The following is a 14,341-nucleotide window of genomic DNA, read 5'->3' on the forward strand; positions in this document are numbered from 1 at the left end:
CGCATGGCTCAGAGCATCATCGCCGCCAAGGCCGAAGGTCCGATCCTCGCCCTTAGCGAGGGCCTCAGCTTCTGGGGCGGCGTCGATTCCGCCACGGGCCGCCTGATCGACGCGCATCACCCCGATTGCGGGGCCGATCTGGCGGGCAGGATCGTGATGATGCCGACCAGTCGGGGTTCCTGCACCGGCAGCGGCGTCCTCCTTGAACTGACGTTGAACGGCCACGCCCCAGCCGCGCTGATCTTCCGCGAGGCCGAGGACGTGCTTACCCTTGGCGCGCTCGTCGCGGGCATGCTCTTCGACCGCCCCATACCGGTGCTGCGGCTCGGACCCGACGACTATGCAGCCCTCGCCGCCCATCCCACGGCTTCTATCGGTGAAGTCCGACTGGAGGCCGGCGCGCTGTCCCTGCCGCTCACGCCCCTCGCGAGCGACCGCTTGACACTCAGCGAAACCGACCGGGCAATGCTGGCAGGGCAGGAGGGCAGGGCGGTTGAGATCGCGATGCAGATCCTGACCAACATGGCCGCCGCACAGGGCGCAACCACGCTGACCGACGTAACCCGCGCCCATATCGACGGCTGCATCTATGCCAGCCCCGCCAACCTGACCTTCGCCCGGCAGATGGCGGATATGGGGGCGCGGGTGCGCATCCCAACCACGATGAACGCCATCTCGGTCGACCATGCCCATTGGCGGCAGCAGGGCGTGGCGGAGAGTTTTGGCAGCCCGGCGGCCGCTTTGGCCGATGCCTATACCGGGATGGGCGCGGAACCGAGTTTCACCTGCGCGCCCTACCTGCTCGACGGCGCGCCAGCGACCGGCGAACATATCGGCTGGTCGGAATCCAACGCCGTCATCTACGCCAATTCGGTGCTCGGCGCGCGGACGGTGAAACACCCCGATTTCCTCGACCTCTGCATCGCGCTGACCGGCCGCGCGCCCCTGTCCGGCGTCTATCTCGACGCCGCCCGCGCCCCGCGCCGGGTGATCCATGTCACCCTGCCAGACGGCCACGACGACGCGCTCTGGCCGATGCTCGGCTATCTGGCGGGCAGGCTCGCCCCCGACCGCATCCCGCTTCTGACCGGGCTTGAAACCACGAAGCCCGGCGAAGACGATCTCAAGGCACTCTGCGCCGCCTTCGGCACCTCGTCGGCAGCACCCATGCTGCATGTCGCAGGGATCACGCCCGAGGCGGATATGCCCCCGGCCGCCGATGCCGACACGGCCCGGATCACCCCCGCCGATCTGGCACGGACATGGACGCAGTTCAACTCCGGCCCGGCCGGGATCGACCTCGTCGCCTTCGGCTCCCCGCATTTCTCTGCGGGTGAATGCCGAAAACTGGCGGACCTGCTCGACGGCGATAAGGTCGCGTCCGGCACCACCGCCATCGTCACGGCAGGCCGCGACACGATCAGGGCGATTACCGCCGACGGCACGGCGGATCGGCTGCAAAGGGCAGGTGTCCGCATCATCCCTGATCTCTGCTGGTGCTCGATCTCCGAACCCGTCTTTCCGCCCGCCGCCCGCACGCTGATGACCAATTCCGGCAAGTATGCCCATTACGCCCCCGCCTTGTCGGGTCGCGCCGTGCGTTTCGGTAGCATCGCTGACTGCGCGCGGGCCGCGATCACCGGCAAGTCGCCCGACACCCCGCCCGAATGGCTTCGATAAGGACCGCCCCATGCGCACGACAAAAACCATCCACGTGATCTCCGCCCATGCCGAGGGCGAAGTGGGCGACGTCATCGTCGGCGGCGTGACGCCCCCACCGGGCGACACGCTCTGGGACCAGCGGAGGTTCATCGCCGAAGACGGCGCGCTCCGCGCCTTCATGCTGAACGAGCCGAGGGGCGGGGTCTTCCGCCATGTGAACCTTCTCGTGCCGCCCAAGCATCCCGACGCGCAGATGGGCTTCATCATCATGGAGCCCGAGGACACGCCGCCGATGTCGGGCTCCAACTCGATCTGCGTGGCGACCGTTCTGCTGGATGCGGGTATCCTGCCGATGACGGAACCCGTCACTGAGCTGACGCTCGAAGCACCCGGCGGCCTTGTCCGGGTCCGCGCCGAGTGCCGCGACGGCAAGGCGGAACGGATCACGGTGCGGAACCTGCCCTCCTTCGCCGACCGGCTGGATGCGGCTTTGGAGGTCGAAGGCATCGGCACGCTGACGGTCGACACCGCCTTTGGCGGCGACAGTTTCGTCATCGTCGATGCCGGGGCGCTGGGTCTCAGGATCGCCCCGGACGAGGCGCGCGACATCGCGCGGCTGGGGACAAGGATCACCAATGCCGCCAATGCCCAACTGGGCTTTGCCCATCCCGAACGGCCCGACTGGGACCACATCTCATTCTGCCTTTTTGCCGGTCCGCTGGAGAAGGCGGGCGACGGCTTCACCGCCCGCTCCGCCGTCGCGATCCAACCCGGAAAGGTCGACCGCTCGCCTACCGGCACCGGGGTTTCGGCCCGGATGGCGGTGCTGCATGCGAAGGGCGTGATGGCAGAGGGGCAGACTCTCACCGCCCGTTCGATCATCGATAGCACCTTCACCGGCCGCATCGCCGGTCTCGCGGAAGTCGCGGGCCGCCCGGCGATCGTGCCCGAAATTTCCGGGCGCGGCTGGATCACCGGCATCCACCAGCACATGCTCGACCCCACCGACCCGTGGCCGGGCGGCTATCGCCTGTCGGATACCTGGGGTGCGGGAGGCTGAACGGAAAGCGGCGCTTTTTTCAATCTGTAATACTGCGCCGGTAGATGGCGCTGCCCGCAAGTGGTGACCCGTACCTTTCGCTTATCCCATCTGGTGATTAGGGGTGGAGCGGGAAATCTCCAGTTCCGCCTCATCCATATCTTCGGGGATACCTTCGAAAAGCGGTGTCGAAAGGTACCGTTCACCGGTATCGGGCAGCATTACGAGGAAAACCGAGCCCGGTGCCGCTTTTTCGGCCACCCGCATCGCGACCGCGAAGGTGGAGCCGCCGGAGATGCCGGTAAAGATGCCTTCCTTTTGTGCGAGCTTCTTCGCCCAGGCGATCCCTTCCGGCCCGGGCACCGGGATAAGGTCGTCGTAGAACTTCTTGTCGAGCGCTTCCTGCAGCACGGCCGGAATGAAATCCGGTGTCCAGCCCTGGATCGGATGCGGTTCAAACGCCGGGTGGCTGGCGGCGGGCGCGTCGCCTGCACCGCGTTCCTGCGCGATCCCGCTTGAAACAATCGCCGCGTTGGCGGGTTCCGTGAGGATAATCTTGGTCGCAGGCCGCTCCTTGCGCAGAACACGACCAACGCCGGTGACGGTCCCGCCTGTGCCATAGCCCGAGACGAAATAGTCGAGACGCTTGCCGTCAAAATCACCGAGAATTTCGCGCGCCGTCGTCGCTTCGTGGATGTCAGCATTGTCCTTCGTCTCAAATTGACGGGCAAGGAACCAGCCATGCTTTTCGGCCAGTTCCACCGCCTTCTTGTACATGCCGAAACCCTTTTCGGCGCGCGGGGTCAGGATGACCTTGGCGCCCAGCATCCGCATCAGCCTGCGGCGTTCGATGGAAAAGCTGTCGGCCATTGTCACGACCAGCGGATAGCCCTTTTGGGCGCAGACCATCGCAAGGCCGATGCCGGTATTGCCCGATGTCGCCTCGACCACCGTCTGTCCTGGCTTCAGCCGCCCCTCACGCTCGGCAGCCTCGATGATATTCACTGCCAACCGGTCTTTGACCGAGGCGGCGGGATTGTAGGCCTCGGCCTTTACATAGACTGTTACATGGTCAGGCCCGAGGTTGTTGACCCGGATCACCGGCGTATCGCCGATCGTGTCGAGTACGCTGTCGAAAAGCCGCCCGCGTCCGTTCGTCGTTCTGATCGTACCAGCCATGTCATACCCCCGTTCGTGACCTTTGCCCCCTCAAGATGGGGCTTCCTCTTGGCAACTTATACCTTGCAGAACGGTGGTGACGCAAAAAAGAACACCCTCCGCAAAAGCGAAGGGCGCGGGGAACCGAATACGGTCAGACCCGTTCAGTCCGGAACTGGCGTTCAGCCAATGGGTGCCTCAGTGACTTGCAGATCGCGACACGACCTGATCAGCCCGGCAATCCGGCCTTTCTGAGCCCATCCGCCAGATGCTCCCAATCGCCCGGATCACGCCACATCGCCCGGTAGGCGCCCGCGAAGCCTTCGACCGTGTCCTCCTTCACGTCGATACCCCGGCTCGCGAATTCCTGCCGTCGCATGCGGATGAACTCCGCCAGCGCCGCTGCCGCTTCGCCCGGCTGGTCGAGATGGGCATAGGCACTGACCAGAAAGGCATGAGCGAGGGAGTTGAGCAGCGCCTCGCCGATCAGAACCCGAACGACGGCCGCGTAGTCGCCGGTGAAAAAGTGGATCTGGCCGAGGATCCAGTCGATCGACGGTGAATGCATCGGGTCGAGCCGGATCGCCTCCCGTACAACTTCGCGCGCTTTCTCGCGCCGCCCGAGGAGCAGAAACGCATAACCGCACCACGCCATCGACTCCGCCTCGTTCACGATCTTGGACAAGGTCTTTTCGAACTGAACCTCAGCCTCGTCCCAGAGCCCTTCGCAAAGAAACGCGTAGCCGAGTTGGTCCTGGATATAGACGTCGTTGTTGTCGAGGCCCGCCCCCTTGCGCGACAGGGCAAGCGACTTGCCCGCAGCACCTTCCTCGGCGAGACCGAGCCATCCATCGACGACATAGGTGTCGGCAAGATACATGTAGGCGCGTGCATAACGCGGGTCGAGTTCCAGTGCCTTCTTGAACAACGCGCGCGCCTCGGCGGTGTCCTCGGCATTCAGCCCGTCGCGCAGCGACTTGCCGCGCAGCATGTACTCATAGGCCTTCATGTTTTCGGTAGGCATGCGAGAGGCGCGGTCGGCCACATCCTCCTGCACCCGTCCGGGCAGGACGGCGACGATACTGCGCGTGACCTCATCCTGCACGGCGAAGATATCGTCGAACTCCCGGTCATAGCGTTCCGCCCAGACATGAGTGCCGGTCAGGGCATCGGCGAGTTGCACGGAGATACGAACCTTGGTCCCGGCGCGACGCACGCTGCCCTCGACAATGTATTGCACGCCGAGCCTCTGGCCGATTTCCCGGACCCCGAAGTTTTCGTTCCGGAACGCGAAAGAAGAATGGCGCGCGACAACGAACAGGGTGCGGAACCGCGACAGGCCGGTGATGATGTCCTCGGTGATCCCGTCGCTGAAATAATCCTGTTCGGGATCGCCGCTCATATTAGTGAAGGGCAGCACCGCGACCGAGGGCTTGTCGCGCTTCTGCGTGGCTTGGGCCGGCGGCCGCTCGGGGGCGGTTTCCGGAGTGGGCGCTTCGTCGGGGGCGCTTCGGATGCGGGCGATCAAGGCGGTGGTTTCAGGTCCGGGCTGAATACCAAGCTCTTCCGAAAGCATCTCTCGCATCTTGTTGTAGTGCCGGAGCGCCGAGGCGGTTTCCCCCTGGGCGTGGAGGACGCGCATTAAAAGCCGATGCGCTGCTTCGTTGAACGCGTCGAGGTCAAGAAGCCGGCGGGCGGCCGTAAGTGCTGCGGAAAGGTTCCTGTCGCCAAGAAGGTCCTCGGCGATCCGGGTAAGCTCCGACGACAGGAGGGCTGCGTATTTCGCGCGCTCGGCGGTCAGCCAGTCCTCGAACGGTGCCTCGTTGACCGTCAGCCCGGCAAGCAGGGTCGATGCCGCCGCGAGATCGTCGAGCCTTTGCCCGGCGGTCGGCGGCGGGTCATCCTTGCCAAGCGCGTTGGTATCCAGGTCGACGTCATCCAGCCGCAGCCCAAGCACCGCCCCCCGGGCTTCGATCACGTCGGCATCCGCACCAAGCGCCTTACGCAGGCTCGCAAGCGATTGGCGGAGATTGGTGCGCGCCTGCGCCTGACCGCTGCGGCTCCATAAGAGGTCAGCCGCAGTGTCACGATGCAGCCCGCCGGGCCCGGCGAGGGCGATCATAGCCAGAAGCGCCTGAGATTTCTGCGTCGGGAAGGAAGCGACCGTCCCGTCGCTGCATGTAACCGCCAGCGGACCCAGAAGCCGGATATGAAGGCGATTGCGTCTGCTCACTGTCCCGGTCCCCGGATGCCACGGTCGATTTTACGGGCGCTCCCCGCCGTTTTTACGCCCCCGTCACGCCCGGCCATACGGATCCCGAACGCCCCACCCGCATCTTAGGTGCATCGACCCACAATCCAAGAACAGAAAGGAACGACGATGTGCTTTGATGTGAACCCGCTGGCCCAGGACCTCTATCTGCAGGAGCTCAACCGCGACCCTCGCGCCGGATATGACCATGCCGACGCCCCCCTGACCGGCTGGCGCGCTGAACGTCTGCGCGCGCTGCTGGAGGGGGGCAAGCGGGTACGGCGCCGGGGCGGGTTGTGGACCCCGGTCATCGCAACAAGTTGAAGGCGGTGCTGCCCGGGGGCGGTTTCCTGCCACCGGGCGAAGTCAGGTCAGCCGTGACGGTTTTTGTGGCCGAGATTGTAGTAATTGCCGGTGCGGGTCGCGAGGTACGGGGTCAGCGGGATCTCTTCCTGCTTCAGGAAGCCCTTTTGCGGCAGCTTGCCCTCGCGCACCATCTCGATCACCGCCACGACCGAGGCTGAGGTCGTCCAGGCAATCGCCGTCCGCCGCTTGCCGCCGATCTCCAGCGGATAATAGGCGCGCACGAATTCCTTGCGCTTCAACTGGCCTTCCACCCAGCCCTCGGCGGCGACATGGACATAGACCACGTCCTCATCCACAGGGGGTTTGGCATGAGTCAGGATCTTTCCCGCCGCCTCGCGGTTCTCGCGCATCAGCAGTTCGTGGAAGAAGAAGTTCATCAGTTCCACATGGCCGGGATAGCGCATGGTCTTGTAGTCGAGGTTCTCGATCTTGTCGGCATAGGTCTCGCACATCGTGCCGAGCCCGCCCGAGGTGGTGAAGGCCTCCAGCTTCACGCCGTCGATATAGATCGTCTCCAGCCATTCCATGGCCGAGACGGTCTTGTGCACCCCCTCCTCGATCACCTCGCAGTCGTTGAGGTATTCGTTGACGACGCCTTCGGGCGACCAGTTGAAGGCGTAGCCAAGGAGCCCCGTCGGGTTCTGCGGCAGCGCGCCGACCCGCAGGCGAATGGAGCGGACCTTGTCGAACATATCCGCCAGATGTGCGCCCACGATGCCGACGAAACCGGGGGCGAGGCCACATTGCGGGGCCATGATGCCTTTCGCGGTCTTGGCCAGTTCGCGGATATGCTGGGTCGTCGGCACGTCCTCGGTCAGGTCGAAATAGTGAAGGCCGAGGCCGTGGGCGACGGTGGAGACGCCGATATTCAGGTGATAGGGCAGGCAGGACAGAACCGCCTCCTGATCCTTCAGGATCGCGGCCAGGGCGTCCTTGTCGGTCAGGTCGGCCGCCTTGACCGGGAAGGGGCAGCCCGAAACCTCGCGCGCATCGACGCCGGTGACGGCAAAGCCCGCCTCGGAGAGCAGTTCCGCGGCCAGATGGCCGACCTTTCCGAGGCCGAGAACGGCAACCTTGTTGAACGACATGACGCGCTTCCTTTTCTTGTCTGAACCCTCCGGCCTGCCGCCGGTTCGCCGCCACAATCGCCCGCGCCGCTGACGATTTCTTCGGGTATTCCGGCGGTTTCGATCGGGGAATGCAGAAAAGTGCCGGGGTGGTCGGTCAATGTGTCGGGCTACAGGGCAGGCGGGTCATTGGTGGCCGAGCGATATTGCCAGCTGGGATTTCAAGTTGGCGTTTGGTCGATCCCGGTCCGGTATGTAAACTGCCGATATGAGCGGCGATCCTACACGACGAATGGCGTTCCTTAGGGAGTATTTGGCGGGCGTTCAATCCATGGACCCAGAGCGGGCCATGCGTGCCGCCTCGCCTGCGTACAGATGGTATGACGGGATGGTGGCAGAGCCCATTACGCAAGATCACTTTGCTGAGTATCTCCTCGGCTGGGAGGATCGGATGAAGTCGATTGGCGGCACTGGACGATACGATGTGTCAGACGAACTATTGGCAGACCGAGGCGGTTATATCCTCCGTTGGGCGTGGTGGAAGTTTGCGGGCACCGATGTGGAGGGCTCCGCCTTACTCAAAGTCGGCGACCAAGGCGTAATTTACGAGAAGATCACGTATTTCAAGCCGATCGGATCCTGAATGAAAAGGCGCTTGCCTCGCGCTTAAAGAAATCTGAACGAAAAAAGCCTCGGATCTCATCCGAGGCTTTTGGGAGCCCGTCTCGGGGTCCCGGACCAAGCCCGGGGCTGCGTTGCTCGGGGTCAGAAGTCGAACTTCACGCCCTGTGCCAGCGGCAGTTGGGCCGAATAGTTGATCGTGTTGGTCTGCCGCCGCATATAGCCCTTCCAGGCGTCCGAGCCGCTTTCGCGCCCGCCGCCCGTCTCCTTCTCGCCACCGAACGCGCCGCCGATCTCGGCGCCCGAGGGGCCGATATTGACGTTGGCGATGCCGCAGTCGGAACCGGCGGCGGAGAGGAACGCCTCCGCCTCGCGCATGTTCAGCGTGAAGATGCAGGAGGAAAGCCCCTGCGGCACGTCGTTCTGGATGGCGATGGCCTCATCCAGCGTCTCATAACCCATGACATAAAGGATCGGCGCGAAGGTCTCCGTCCGCACGGTGTCGGTCTGTGCGGGCATTTCGGCAATCGCCGGTTCCACATAGGCCCCGCCCTGCGGCACGCCCGAGGTCACGGTCTTGCCGCCGTGGACGGTGCCGCCCTCGGCCTTCGCCTTCTCCAAGGCCGCCTGCATCCGGTCGCGCGAGGCGTGGTCGATCAGCGGGCCGACGAGCGTGGTAGATTTGCGCGGATCGCCGATGGGGAGCGAGCTATAGGCCTTGGTGAGCTTCGCGACCAGATCGTCCTTGATCGAGTTATGCGCGATGAGGCGGCGGAGCGTCGTGCAACGCTGGCCCGCTGTGCCGACGGCGGAAAAGACGATGGCGCGGACGGCCATGTCGAGATCGGCCGAGGGCGCGACGATCATCGCGTTGTTGCCGCCCAGTTCGAGGATCGGCCGCCCCCAGCGCCCCGCGACCTTCGGGCCGACGATACCGCCCATGCGGGTGGAGCCGGTGGCCGAGACGATGGGCACGTCCTGCGAGTTTACCAGCGCCTCGCCGATGGCCGGGCCGCCGATGACGAGCTGGCAAAGCCCCTCGGGCGCGTCGCCGAAGCGCTTCAGCGCCCGTTCCATGATCTTCATCGAGGCCATGGCCGTCAGCGGTGTCTTTTCCGACGGTTTCCAGATCACCGGATCGCCGCAGACCAAAGCGAGCGCCGAGTTCCAGGACCAGACCGCGACGGGGAAGTTGAAGGCGGTGATGATCGCGCAGGGGCCCAAGGGGTGCCAGGTTTCCATCATCCGGTGGCCGGGGCGTTCCGAGGCAATGGTCAGCCCGTAGATCTGGCGCGAGAGACCGACGGCGAAATCGCAGATGTCGATCATTTCCTGCACTTCGCCCGAGCCCTCGGAGGTGATCTTGCCCGCCTCAAGCGTCACCACGGCGCCAAGTTCGTCCTTGGCCGCGCGCAGTTCCTCGCCGAGTAGCCGCACGAGTTCGCCCCGGCGCGGCGCCGGCACGGTGCGCCAGGCTTTGAAGGCTTCCTGCGATTTCGCGATGATCGCAGCCATATCCGCCGGGTCGGTTTCGCGCACCCGCGCGACCTCGGCCCCGTCGATAGGCGAATGCACGGCCAGCGTGCCGCCGGTTACTTCCGCTTCGGTCAGGCCCGCGGCCTGGATGATGTCGTTGTGGCTCATGTCAGTCTCCCTTGGTGACGGTGCCGCGCTGATCGTCCATTCCCATGGAGATCAGCACCGGCCCTTCCTGTTGCCGTGTCTGAAAATCTTGCTTTGATCCCATGCTACGCCAATCCGACAGGATCAGCGACTGGGCAACCGCGCCGCCAAGCGTCGTGCCGGGGCCGGTGACGATGAAGAGATCGGGCGCGAATTCCCGCGCCGCGATCCTTATCGCATGGGTGAAGTCGTAGGTCTCGGTCACCTGATGGCCGAGGGTATAGTCCCAAAGCGCATGGGTGTCCGTGGCGCCGGGCCACCAGATCGCCCCGCGCCCGTCGATCATCGGCAGCTTCGGCTGGCTGAAAAGCGACGGGCCAAGCCGCGTCCGGCCGCGTTCAGCGACCGGCGCCTGAAGGCTGGAATGGAACGCCGCATGATTGGCCAGCCGCATCGGGAAACGGCCCTGAACCGGCGGCACGGCCGCTTCGAACGCCTTCAGCCCGTCTTCGTTCCCCGCCAGCACCAGCATGCCGCCAAGGTCGATGGAGAGCGTCAGGATATGATCCGCGCGGGTCGCAATATCGCCGATCAACGCCATCAGTTCGGCCTTCCGCGCCGGATCGGGCCGCCAGTCCCCGCCCACGAAGGGATAGATCAGCTGCCCGCCGATCAGCGCCTCCTGCATCAGCGTGCCCATGGTGTTCACCACCTCGAACCCGGCTTCCGCCGTTAGCGCACCGCCGCAGGCGAGCGTCGAGTACCAGCCCATCGAGTTGCCGGTCACCGCCACCACCTCGACCCCGTCGATGGCGCGGAAATCGCCCAAGGTCGCCGCGTAGATCAGGGCCGAGGCATTGTCGCCGCGCGTATGTTTCGCAACGGAATATGAAGCCGCCCCGTCCAGCGCCGAAAGCGTCTCCTGCCCCAGCGAGGAGCGCGCTTCATCGAAGCAAGCGAGGAGCGTCCGGTCGGGAAAATGGCGCTTGAGATACCCAAGTTCGGTCTTTGTATAGGTGCCCCGTCCGGGGCAAATGACGACGGCCTTCTTCATTTCGCCCCCCCGGTCAAAGCCATCGCGGCGTCAAAGATACTATCGGCGGATGGCATCGTCGCCGCATAGGCCGGGCCAGTGGCGATGAAACTGTCCTCGGCGGTCAGCCGCGCCTTCGGCACGTCCGTCCGTTCGGAGAAGAGCGCCATCAGCGCCTCGGCAAGGCCGCCAGATCGCCGGGTCTCATCCACGATCAGGATGCGCTTCGCACCTTTGACGGCTTCGACCAGCGCGTCGGCGGGCAGCGGCGACAGCCAGCGCATGTCGATGACCCGCGCTTTCACGCCCGCATCGGCCAATCGCTGCTCGGCCTGCCGCGAGAGGTAATAACCGTTGCCGAAGGTGACGATGGCAAGGTCCGTACCGTTGCCATGAACCCCCACCTCTCCGAACTCGATCACCTCGGACCGCTCCGGATAGCGGCACATCCAGCCGCCGTCCTTCTCGGCATGAAGATCGCGCATCGGGTAAAGCGCGATGGGTTCGAGGAAGACGACGACCCGTTGCTCCTCACGCGCCAGCCGCACGCATTCGCGCATCATCCGCGCCGCATCCGCACCGTTCGAGGGGCAAGCGAGGATCACGCCCGGAATGTCGCGGATCACCGCCACCGAGTTGTCGTTGTGGAAATGCCCGCCGAAACCCTTCTGGTAGCCAAGCCCCGCTATCCTCAGCACCATCGGGTTGGTGTATTGGCCGTTCGAGAAGAAGGAAAGCGTCGCCGCCTCGCCCCGGATCTGATCCTCGGCATTGTGCAGATAGGCGAGGAATTGAATCTCGGGCATCGGCACGAAGCCGTTCTGTGCCATGCCGATGGAGAGACCGAGGATGGATTGCTCGTCCAGAAGCGTGTCGATCATCCTGTCCTGCCCGAAGCGCTGGGTCAGCTTCTGGGTTACGCCATAGACGCCGCCTTTGCGGCCGACATCCTCGCCCATCATGACGATCTCGGGATGTTCCAGCATCAGGTCGGTCAGCGCCCAATTGATGAGGCGCGACATGATCTGCGGCTCGTCCATGGCCTTCATGTCGCCGCCAAAAGCGGCAATGCGGGCCTCGGCTGAGGGGCCGTTGGTGGGCTTACAGACCCGCTTTGGCGGAATGAGGCTCGCCATGACATCGCTGGCCGTCTTCAGGCGTGGCCGCTTGACGGCTTCACCCGAAATCCGCGCCACACGGGCATTGGTCTCTTCGTAGATCGCGAGCGCCCCGGCGGCGTCGAGCGCCCCTGCCTGATCCATCAGGCGTACCGAATGAAGCAGCGGATCGTTTGCCTCCTCGGCCTCGACCTCCTCGCGGCTGAGATAGGTCGTCGGCACATCCGCCCCGGCATGGCCGTAAAGCCGGATCGTACCGATATGGAGGAAGGCAGGTTTCTTCCGCGCGCGGACATAATGCGCGGCTTCTTGCGCCACCCGGAATGTCTCGTACATGTCGAGCCCGTTGCAGTGGAAATACTTCAGCCCCGGCCGATCCCGGAACGTGGCCGCGATCCAGCCCTTGGGGGTCTTAGTGGAAATGCCGATGCCGTTGTCCTCGCAGACGAAAAGCAGGGGCAGGGGGATCGACTGGTAGGAGGTCCAGCCAGCGGTATTGAAGGCGCCCTGCGCCGTCGAATGGTTGGCCGAGGCGTCGCCGAAGGAGCAATAGACGATGGCATCGTCCGGCAGCGCCTTGTGCTCCGGCGCGTGCCGCCGGGCAGCGCCGATCGCATAGGCCGCGCCCACCGCCTTCGGCAGATGCGAGGCGATGGTTGAGGTCTGCGGCGGGATATTCAGCGCTTTGGAGCCCAGCACCTTGTGCCGCCCGCCCGAGATCGGGTCTTCGGACGAGGCGGCGAAGCTCAGAAGCATGTCCCAGGCAATCGACTGCCCCGGCACCTGCTGGCCGCGCGCGATCTGAAAGGCCGCATCGCGGTAATGCAGGAAGGCCATGTCGGTCGGCCGCAAAGCAGCGGCCACCGCCGCCAGCCCCTCATGCCCCGAAGAGCCGATTGTATAGAACCCTTGTCCCGCCTTCTGCATCGCCCGGCTCTGCCGGTCGAGCGCGCGGCTGAGGCACCCGGCTCGGTAGATCGACACCGCCTCGGCCGCTGACAGCGGGCCGGACGGCGCAGCGCCGCCGGGCAGGTCTCCTGCGGCCACCCGTCTCAGGAAGTTCTCATGAACAATATCGGCGCGGTCCATATCTTGCTCGCTTGCTCTTCTTCTGTTTCCAAATACTCCCGCCGGAGGCGTCGGACGGAAAGGCCGGGAGCCTCCGGCGGGAGTGTTTTCGAACAGGAGAAATCAGAAAAACGCCTGCAGCCCGGTGATCGCGCGCCCGAGGATGAGCGCGTGGACATCATGGGTGCCTTCGTAGGTGTTGACGGTCTCCAGATTGACCATGTGACGCATGATCTGGAAGTCCTCCTGAATGCCGTTGCCGCCATGCATATCCCGGGCATGGCGCGCGATTTCCAGCGCCTTGCCGCAGTTGTTGCGCTTGACGATGGAGATCATCTCGGGCGCGGCCTTGGCGTCGTCCATCAGGCGGCCGACACGCAGGGAGGCCTGAAGTCCAAGCGAGATTTCGGTCATCATGTTGGCGAGCTTCAGCTGATAAAGCTGTGTCTGTGCCAGCGGCCGGTTGAACTGCTTGCGGTCCAGCCCGTATTGACGGGCGGCATGCCAGCAGAATTCGGCCGCGCCCAGAACCCCCCAGGAAATACCGTAACGCGCGCGGTTGAGGCAGCCGAACGGACCTTTCAGCCCCTCGACATTTGGCAGAAGTGTATCTTCGCCGACCTCGACATTGTCCATCACAATCTCGCCGGTGATCGAGGCGCGAAGGCTGAGCTTGCCGCCGATCTTGGGTGCCGACAGGCCTTTCATGCCCTTGTCGAGGACGAAGCCGCGGATTTTGCCGCCATGCGCCTCGGACTTGGCCCAGACGACGAAAACGTCTGCGATGGGCGCGTTCGAGATCCACATCTTCGACCCGTTCAGCACATAGCCATTCGTTGTCTTCGTCGCACGGGTCTTCATGCCCGCGGGGTCCGATCCGGCATCGGGCTCGGTCAGGCCGAAGCAGCCGATGAATTCGCCGGAGGCGAGTTTCGGCAGGTACTTCTGGCGCTGCTCTTCAGAGCCATAGGCATAGATCGGATACATGACGAGCGAGGATTGCACCGACATCATCGAACGATAGCCGCTGTCGACCCGCTCCACCTCGCGGGCGATCAGCCCGTAGGAGACATAGCCCGCGCCCAGCCCGCCATATTCCTCGGGCACCGTGACGCCGAGAAGCCCCATCTCGCCCATCTCGCGGAAGATTTCGGGATCGGTCTTTTCCTCGCGGTAAGCCTCGGTCACGCGCGGCTGGAGTTTCTCCTGCGCATAGGCGTGGGCGCCGTCGCGCAGCATGCGCTCTTCCTCGGTCAGCTGGTCTTCCATGCGGAAGGCGTCTTCCCAGTCAAAGCGGGAAAGGTCGGGGGCGTCTTTCGGTTTCAGGGCCATTGG

General features: G+C 64.5%; 11 protein-coding genes. 4 read left to right on the forward strand and 7 right to left on the reverse strand.

Features of this window, described 5'->3' with window-relative positions:
- Positions 1–3: 3 nt before the first annotated feature.
- The gene (lhpI, locus tag OEZ71_RS19265) at positions 4–1,680 is read left to right on the forward strand and encodes a cis-3-hydroxy-L-proline dehydratase (protein WP_263741710.1); all 1,677 of its coding nucleotides are present in this window, start codon (positions 4–6) and stop codon (positions 1,678–1,680) included.
- Between the two features lie 10 nt (positions 1,681–1,690).
- On the forward strand, positions 1,691–2,722 hold the full coding sequence (locus OEZ71_RS19270; RefSeq protein ID WP_263741711.1) for a trans-3-hydroxy-L-proline dehydratase: 1,032 nt from the start codon (positions 1,691–1,693) through the stop codon (positions 2,720–2,722).
- Between the two features lie 81 nt (positions 2,723–2,803).
- Here the strand turns inward: OEZ71_RS19270 and cysK are convergent, their stop codons facing one another.
- Entirely contained in the window at positions 2,804–3,880 is a 1,077-nt protein-coding gene (gene cysK / locus OEZ71_RS19275) for a cysteine synthase A (RefSeq protein WP_263741712.1), read from the reverse strand.
- A 208-nt stretch (positions 3,881–4,088) separates the two neighbouring features.
- Positions 4,089–6,092, reverse strand: a complete 2,004-nt coding sequence (locus OEZ71_RS19280) for a BTAD domain-containing putative transcriptional regulator (RefSeq protein ID WP_263741713.1) — start codon at positions 6,090–6,092, stop codon at positions 4,089–4,091.
- Positions 6,093–6,239: 147 nt separating this feature from the next.
- On the opposite strand from OEZ71_RS19280, the gene OEZ71_RS19285 reads away from it, so the two are divergent.
- Positions 6,240–6,434, forward strand: a complete 195-nt coding sequence (locus OEZ71_RS19285; protein ID WP_263741714.1) for a hypothetical protein — start codon at positions 6,240–6,242, stop codon at positions 6,432–6,434.
- A gap of 47 nt (positions 6,435–6,481) precedes the next feature.
- Here OEZ71_RS19285 and OEZ71_RS19290 read toward each other — a convergent pair whose 3' ends face one another.
- Positions 6,482–7,564, reverse strand: coding sequence for a saccharopine dehydrogenase C-terminal domain-containing protein (locus OEZ71_RS19290; RefSeq protein WP_263741715.1), 1,083 nt, complete (start codon positions 7,562–7,564; stop codon positions 6,482–6,484).
- A gap of 247 nt (positions 7,565–7,811) precedes the next feature.
- Between OEZ71_RS19290 and OEZ71_RS19295 the strand changes: the two genes are divergently transcribed.
- A complete protein-coding gene (locus tag OEZ71_RS19295; protein WP_263741716.1) occupies positions 7,812–8,186 on the forward strand; it encodes a hypothetical protein in 375 nt (124 codons plus the stop codon).
- Between the two features lie 122 nt (positions 8,187–8,308).
- On the opposite strand, the gene amaB is transcribed toward OEZ71_RS19295, so the two are convergent.
- The 4 genes from amaB to OEZ71_RS19315 form a co-directional block, all read right to left on the reverse strand.
- Positions 8,309–9,808 (reverse strand): L-piperidine-6-carboxylate dehydrogenase, encoded by a 1,500-nt coding sequence (gene amaB / locus OEZ71_RS19300; protein WP_263741717.1) that lies wholly within the window; start codon positions 9,806–9,808, stop codon positions 8,309–8,311.
- Between the two features lies 1 nt (position 9,809).
- Complete coding sequence (locus OEZ71_RS19305; RefSeq protein WP_263741718.1) at positions 9,810–10,841, reverse strand: ACP S-malonyltransferase; 1,032 nt, start codon at positions 10,839–10,841, stop codon at positions 9,810–9,812.
- Positions 10,838–13,027, reverse strand: coding sequence for a thiamine pyrophosphate-dependent enzyme (locus OEZ71_RS19310; protein ID WP_263741719.1), 2,190 nt, complete (start codon positions 13,025–13,027; stop codon positions 10,838–10,840). The genes OEZ71_RS19305 and OEZ71_RS19310 overlap by 4 nt, the downstream gene beginning before the upstream one ends.
- A gap of 102 nt (positions 13,028–13,129) precedes the next feature.
- Entirely contained in the window at positions 13,130–14,338 is a 1,209-nt protein-coding gene (locus tag OEZ71_RS19315) for an acyl-CoA dehydrogenase (RefSeq protein WP_263741720.1), read from the reverse strand.
- Positions 14,339–14,341: the final 3 nt, after the last annotated feature.

This window comes from Albidovulum litorale (genome assembly GCF_025751495.1).
GTDB classification, from domain to species: Bacteria; Pseudomonadota; Alphaproteobacteria; order Rhodobacterales; family Rhodobacteraceae; genus Albidovulum; species Albidovulum litorale.

Coding starts and splice junctions, on each gene's coding strand:
- lhpI (WP_263741710.1), top strand. CDS start 4: ATGGCTCAGAGCATCATCGCCGCCAAGGCCGAAGGTCCGATCCTCGCC.
- OEZ71_RS19270 (WP_263741711.1), top strand. CDS start 1,691: ATGCGCACGACAAAAACCATCCACGTGATCTCCGCCCATGCCGAGGGC.
- cysK (WP_263741712.1), bottom strand. CDS start 3,880: ATGGCTGGTACGATCAGAACGACGAACGGACGCGGGCGGCTTTTCGAC.
- OEZ71_RS19285 (WP_263741714.1), top strand. CDS start 6,240: ATGTGCTTTGATGTGAACCCGCTGGCCCAGGACCTCTATCTGCAGGAG.
- OEZ71_RS19290 (WP_263741715.1), bottom strand. CDS start 7,564: ATGTCGTTCAACAAGGTTGCCGTTCTCGGCCTCGGAAAGGTCGGCCAT.
- OEZ71_RS19295 (WP_263741716.1), top strand. CDS start 7,812: ATGAGCGGCGATCCTACACGACGAATGGCGTTCCTTAGGGAGTATTTG.
- amaB (WP_263741717.1), bottom strand. CDS start 9,808: ATGAGCCACAACGACATCATCCAGGCCGCGGGCCTGACCGAAGCGGAA.
- OEZ71_RS19305 (WP_263741718.1), bottom strand. CDS start 10,841: ATGAAGAAGGCCGTCGTCATTTGCCCCGGACGGGGCACCTATACAAAG.
- OEZ71_RS19310 (WP_263741719.1), bottom strand. CDS start 13,027: ATGGACCGCGCCGATATTGTTCATGAGAACTTCCTGAGACGGGTGGCC.
- OEZ71_RS19315 (WP_263741720.1), bottom strand. CDS start 14,338: ATGGCCCTGAAACCGAAAGACGCCCCCGACCTTTCCCGCTTTGACTGG.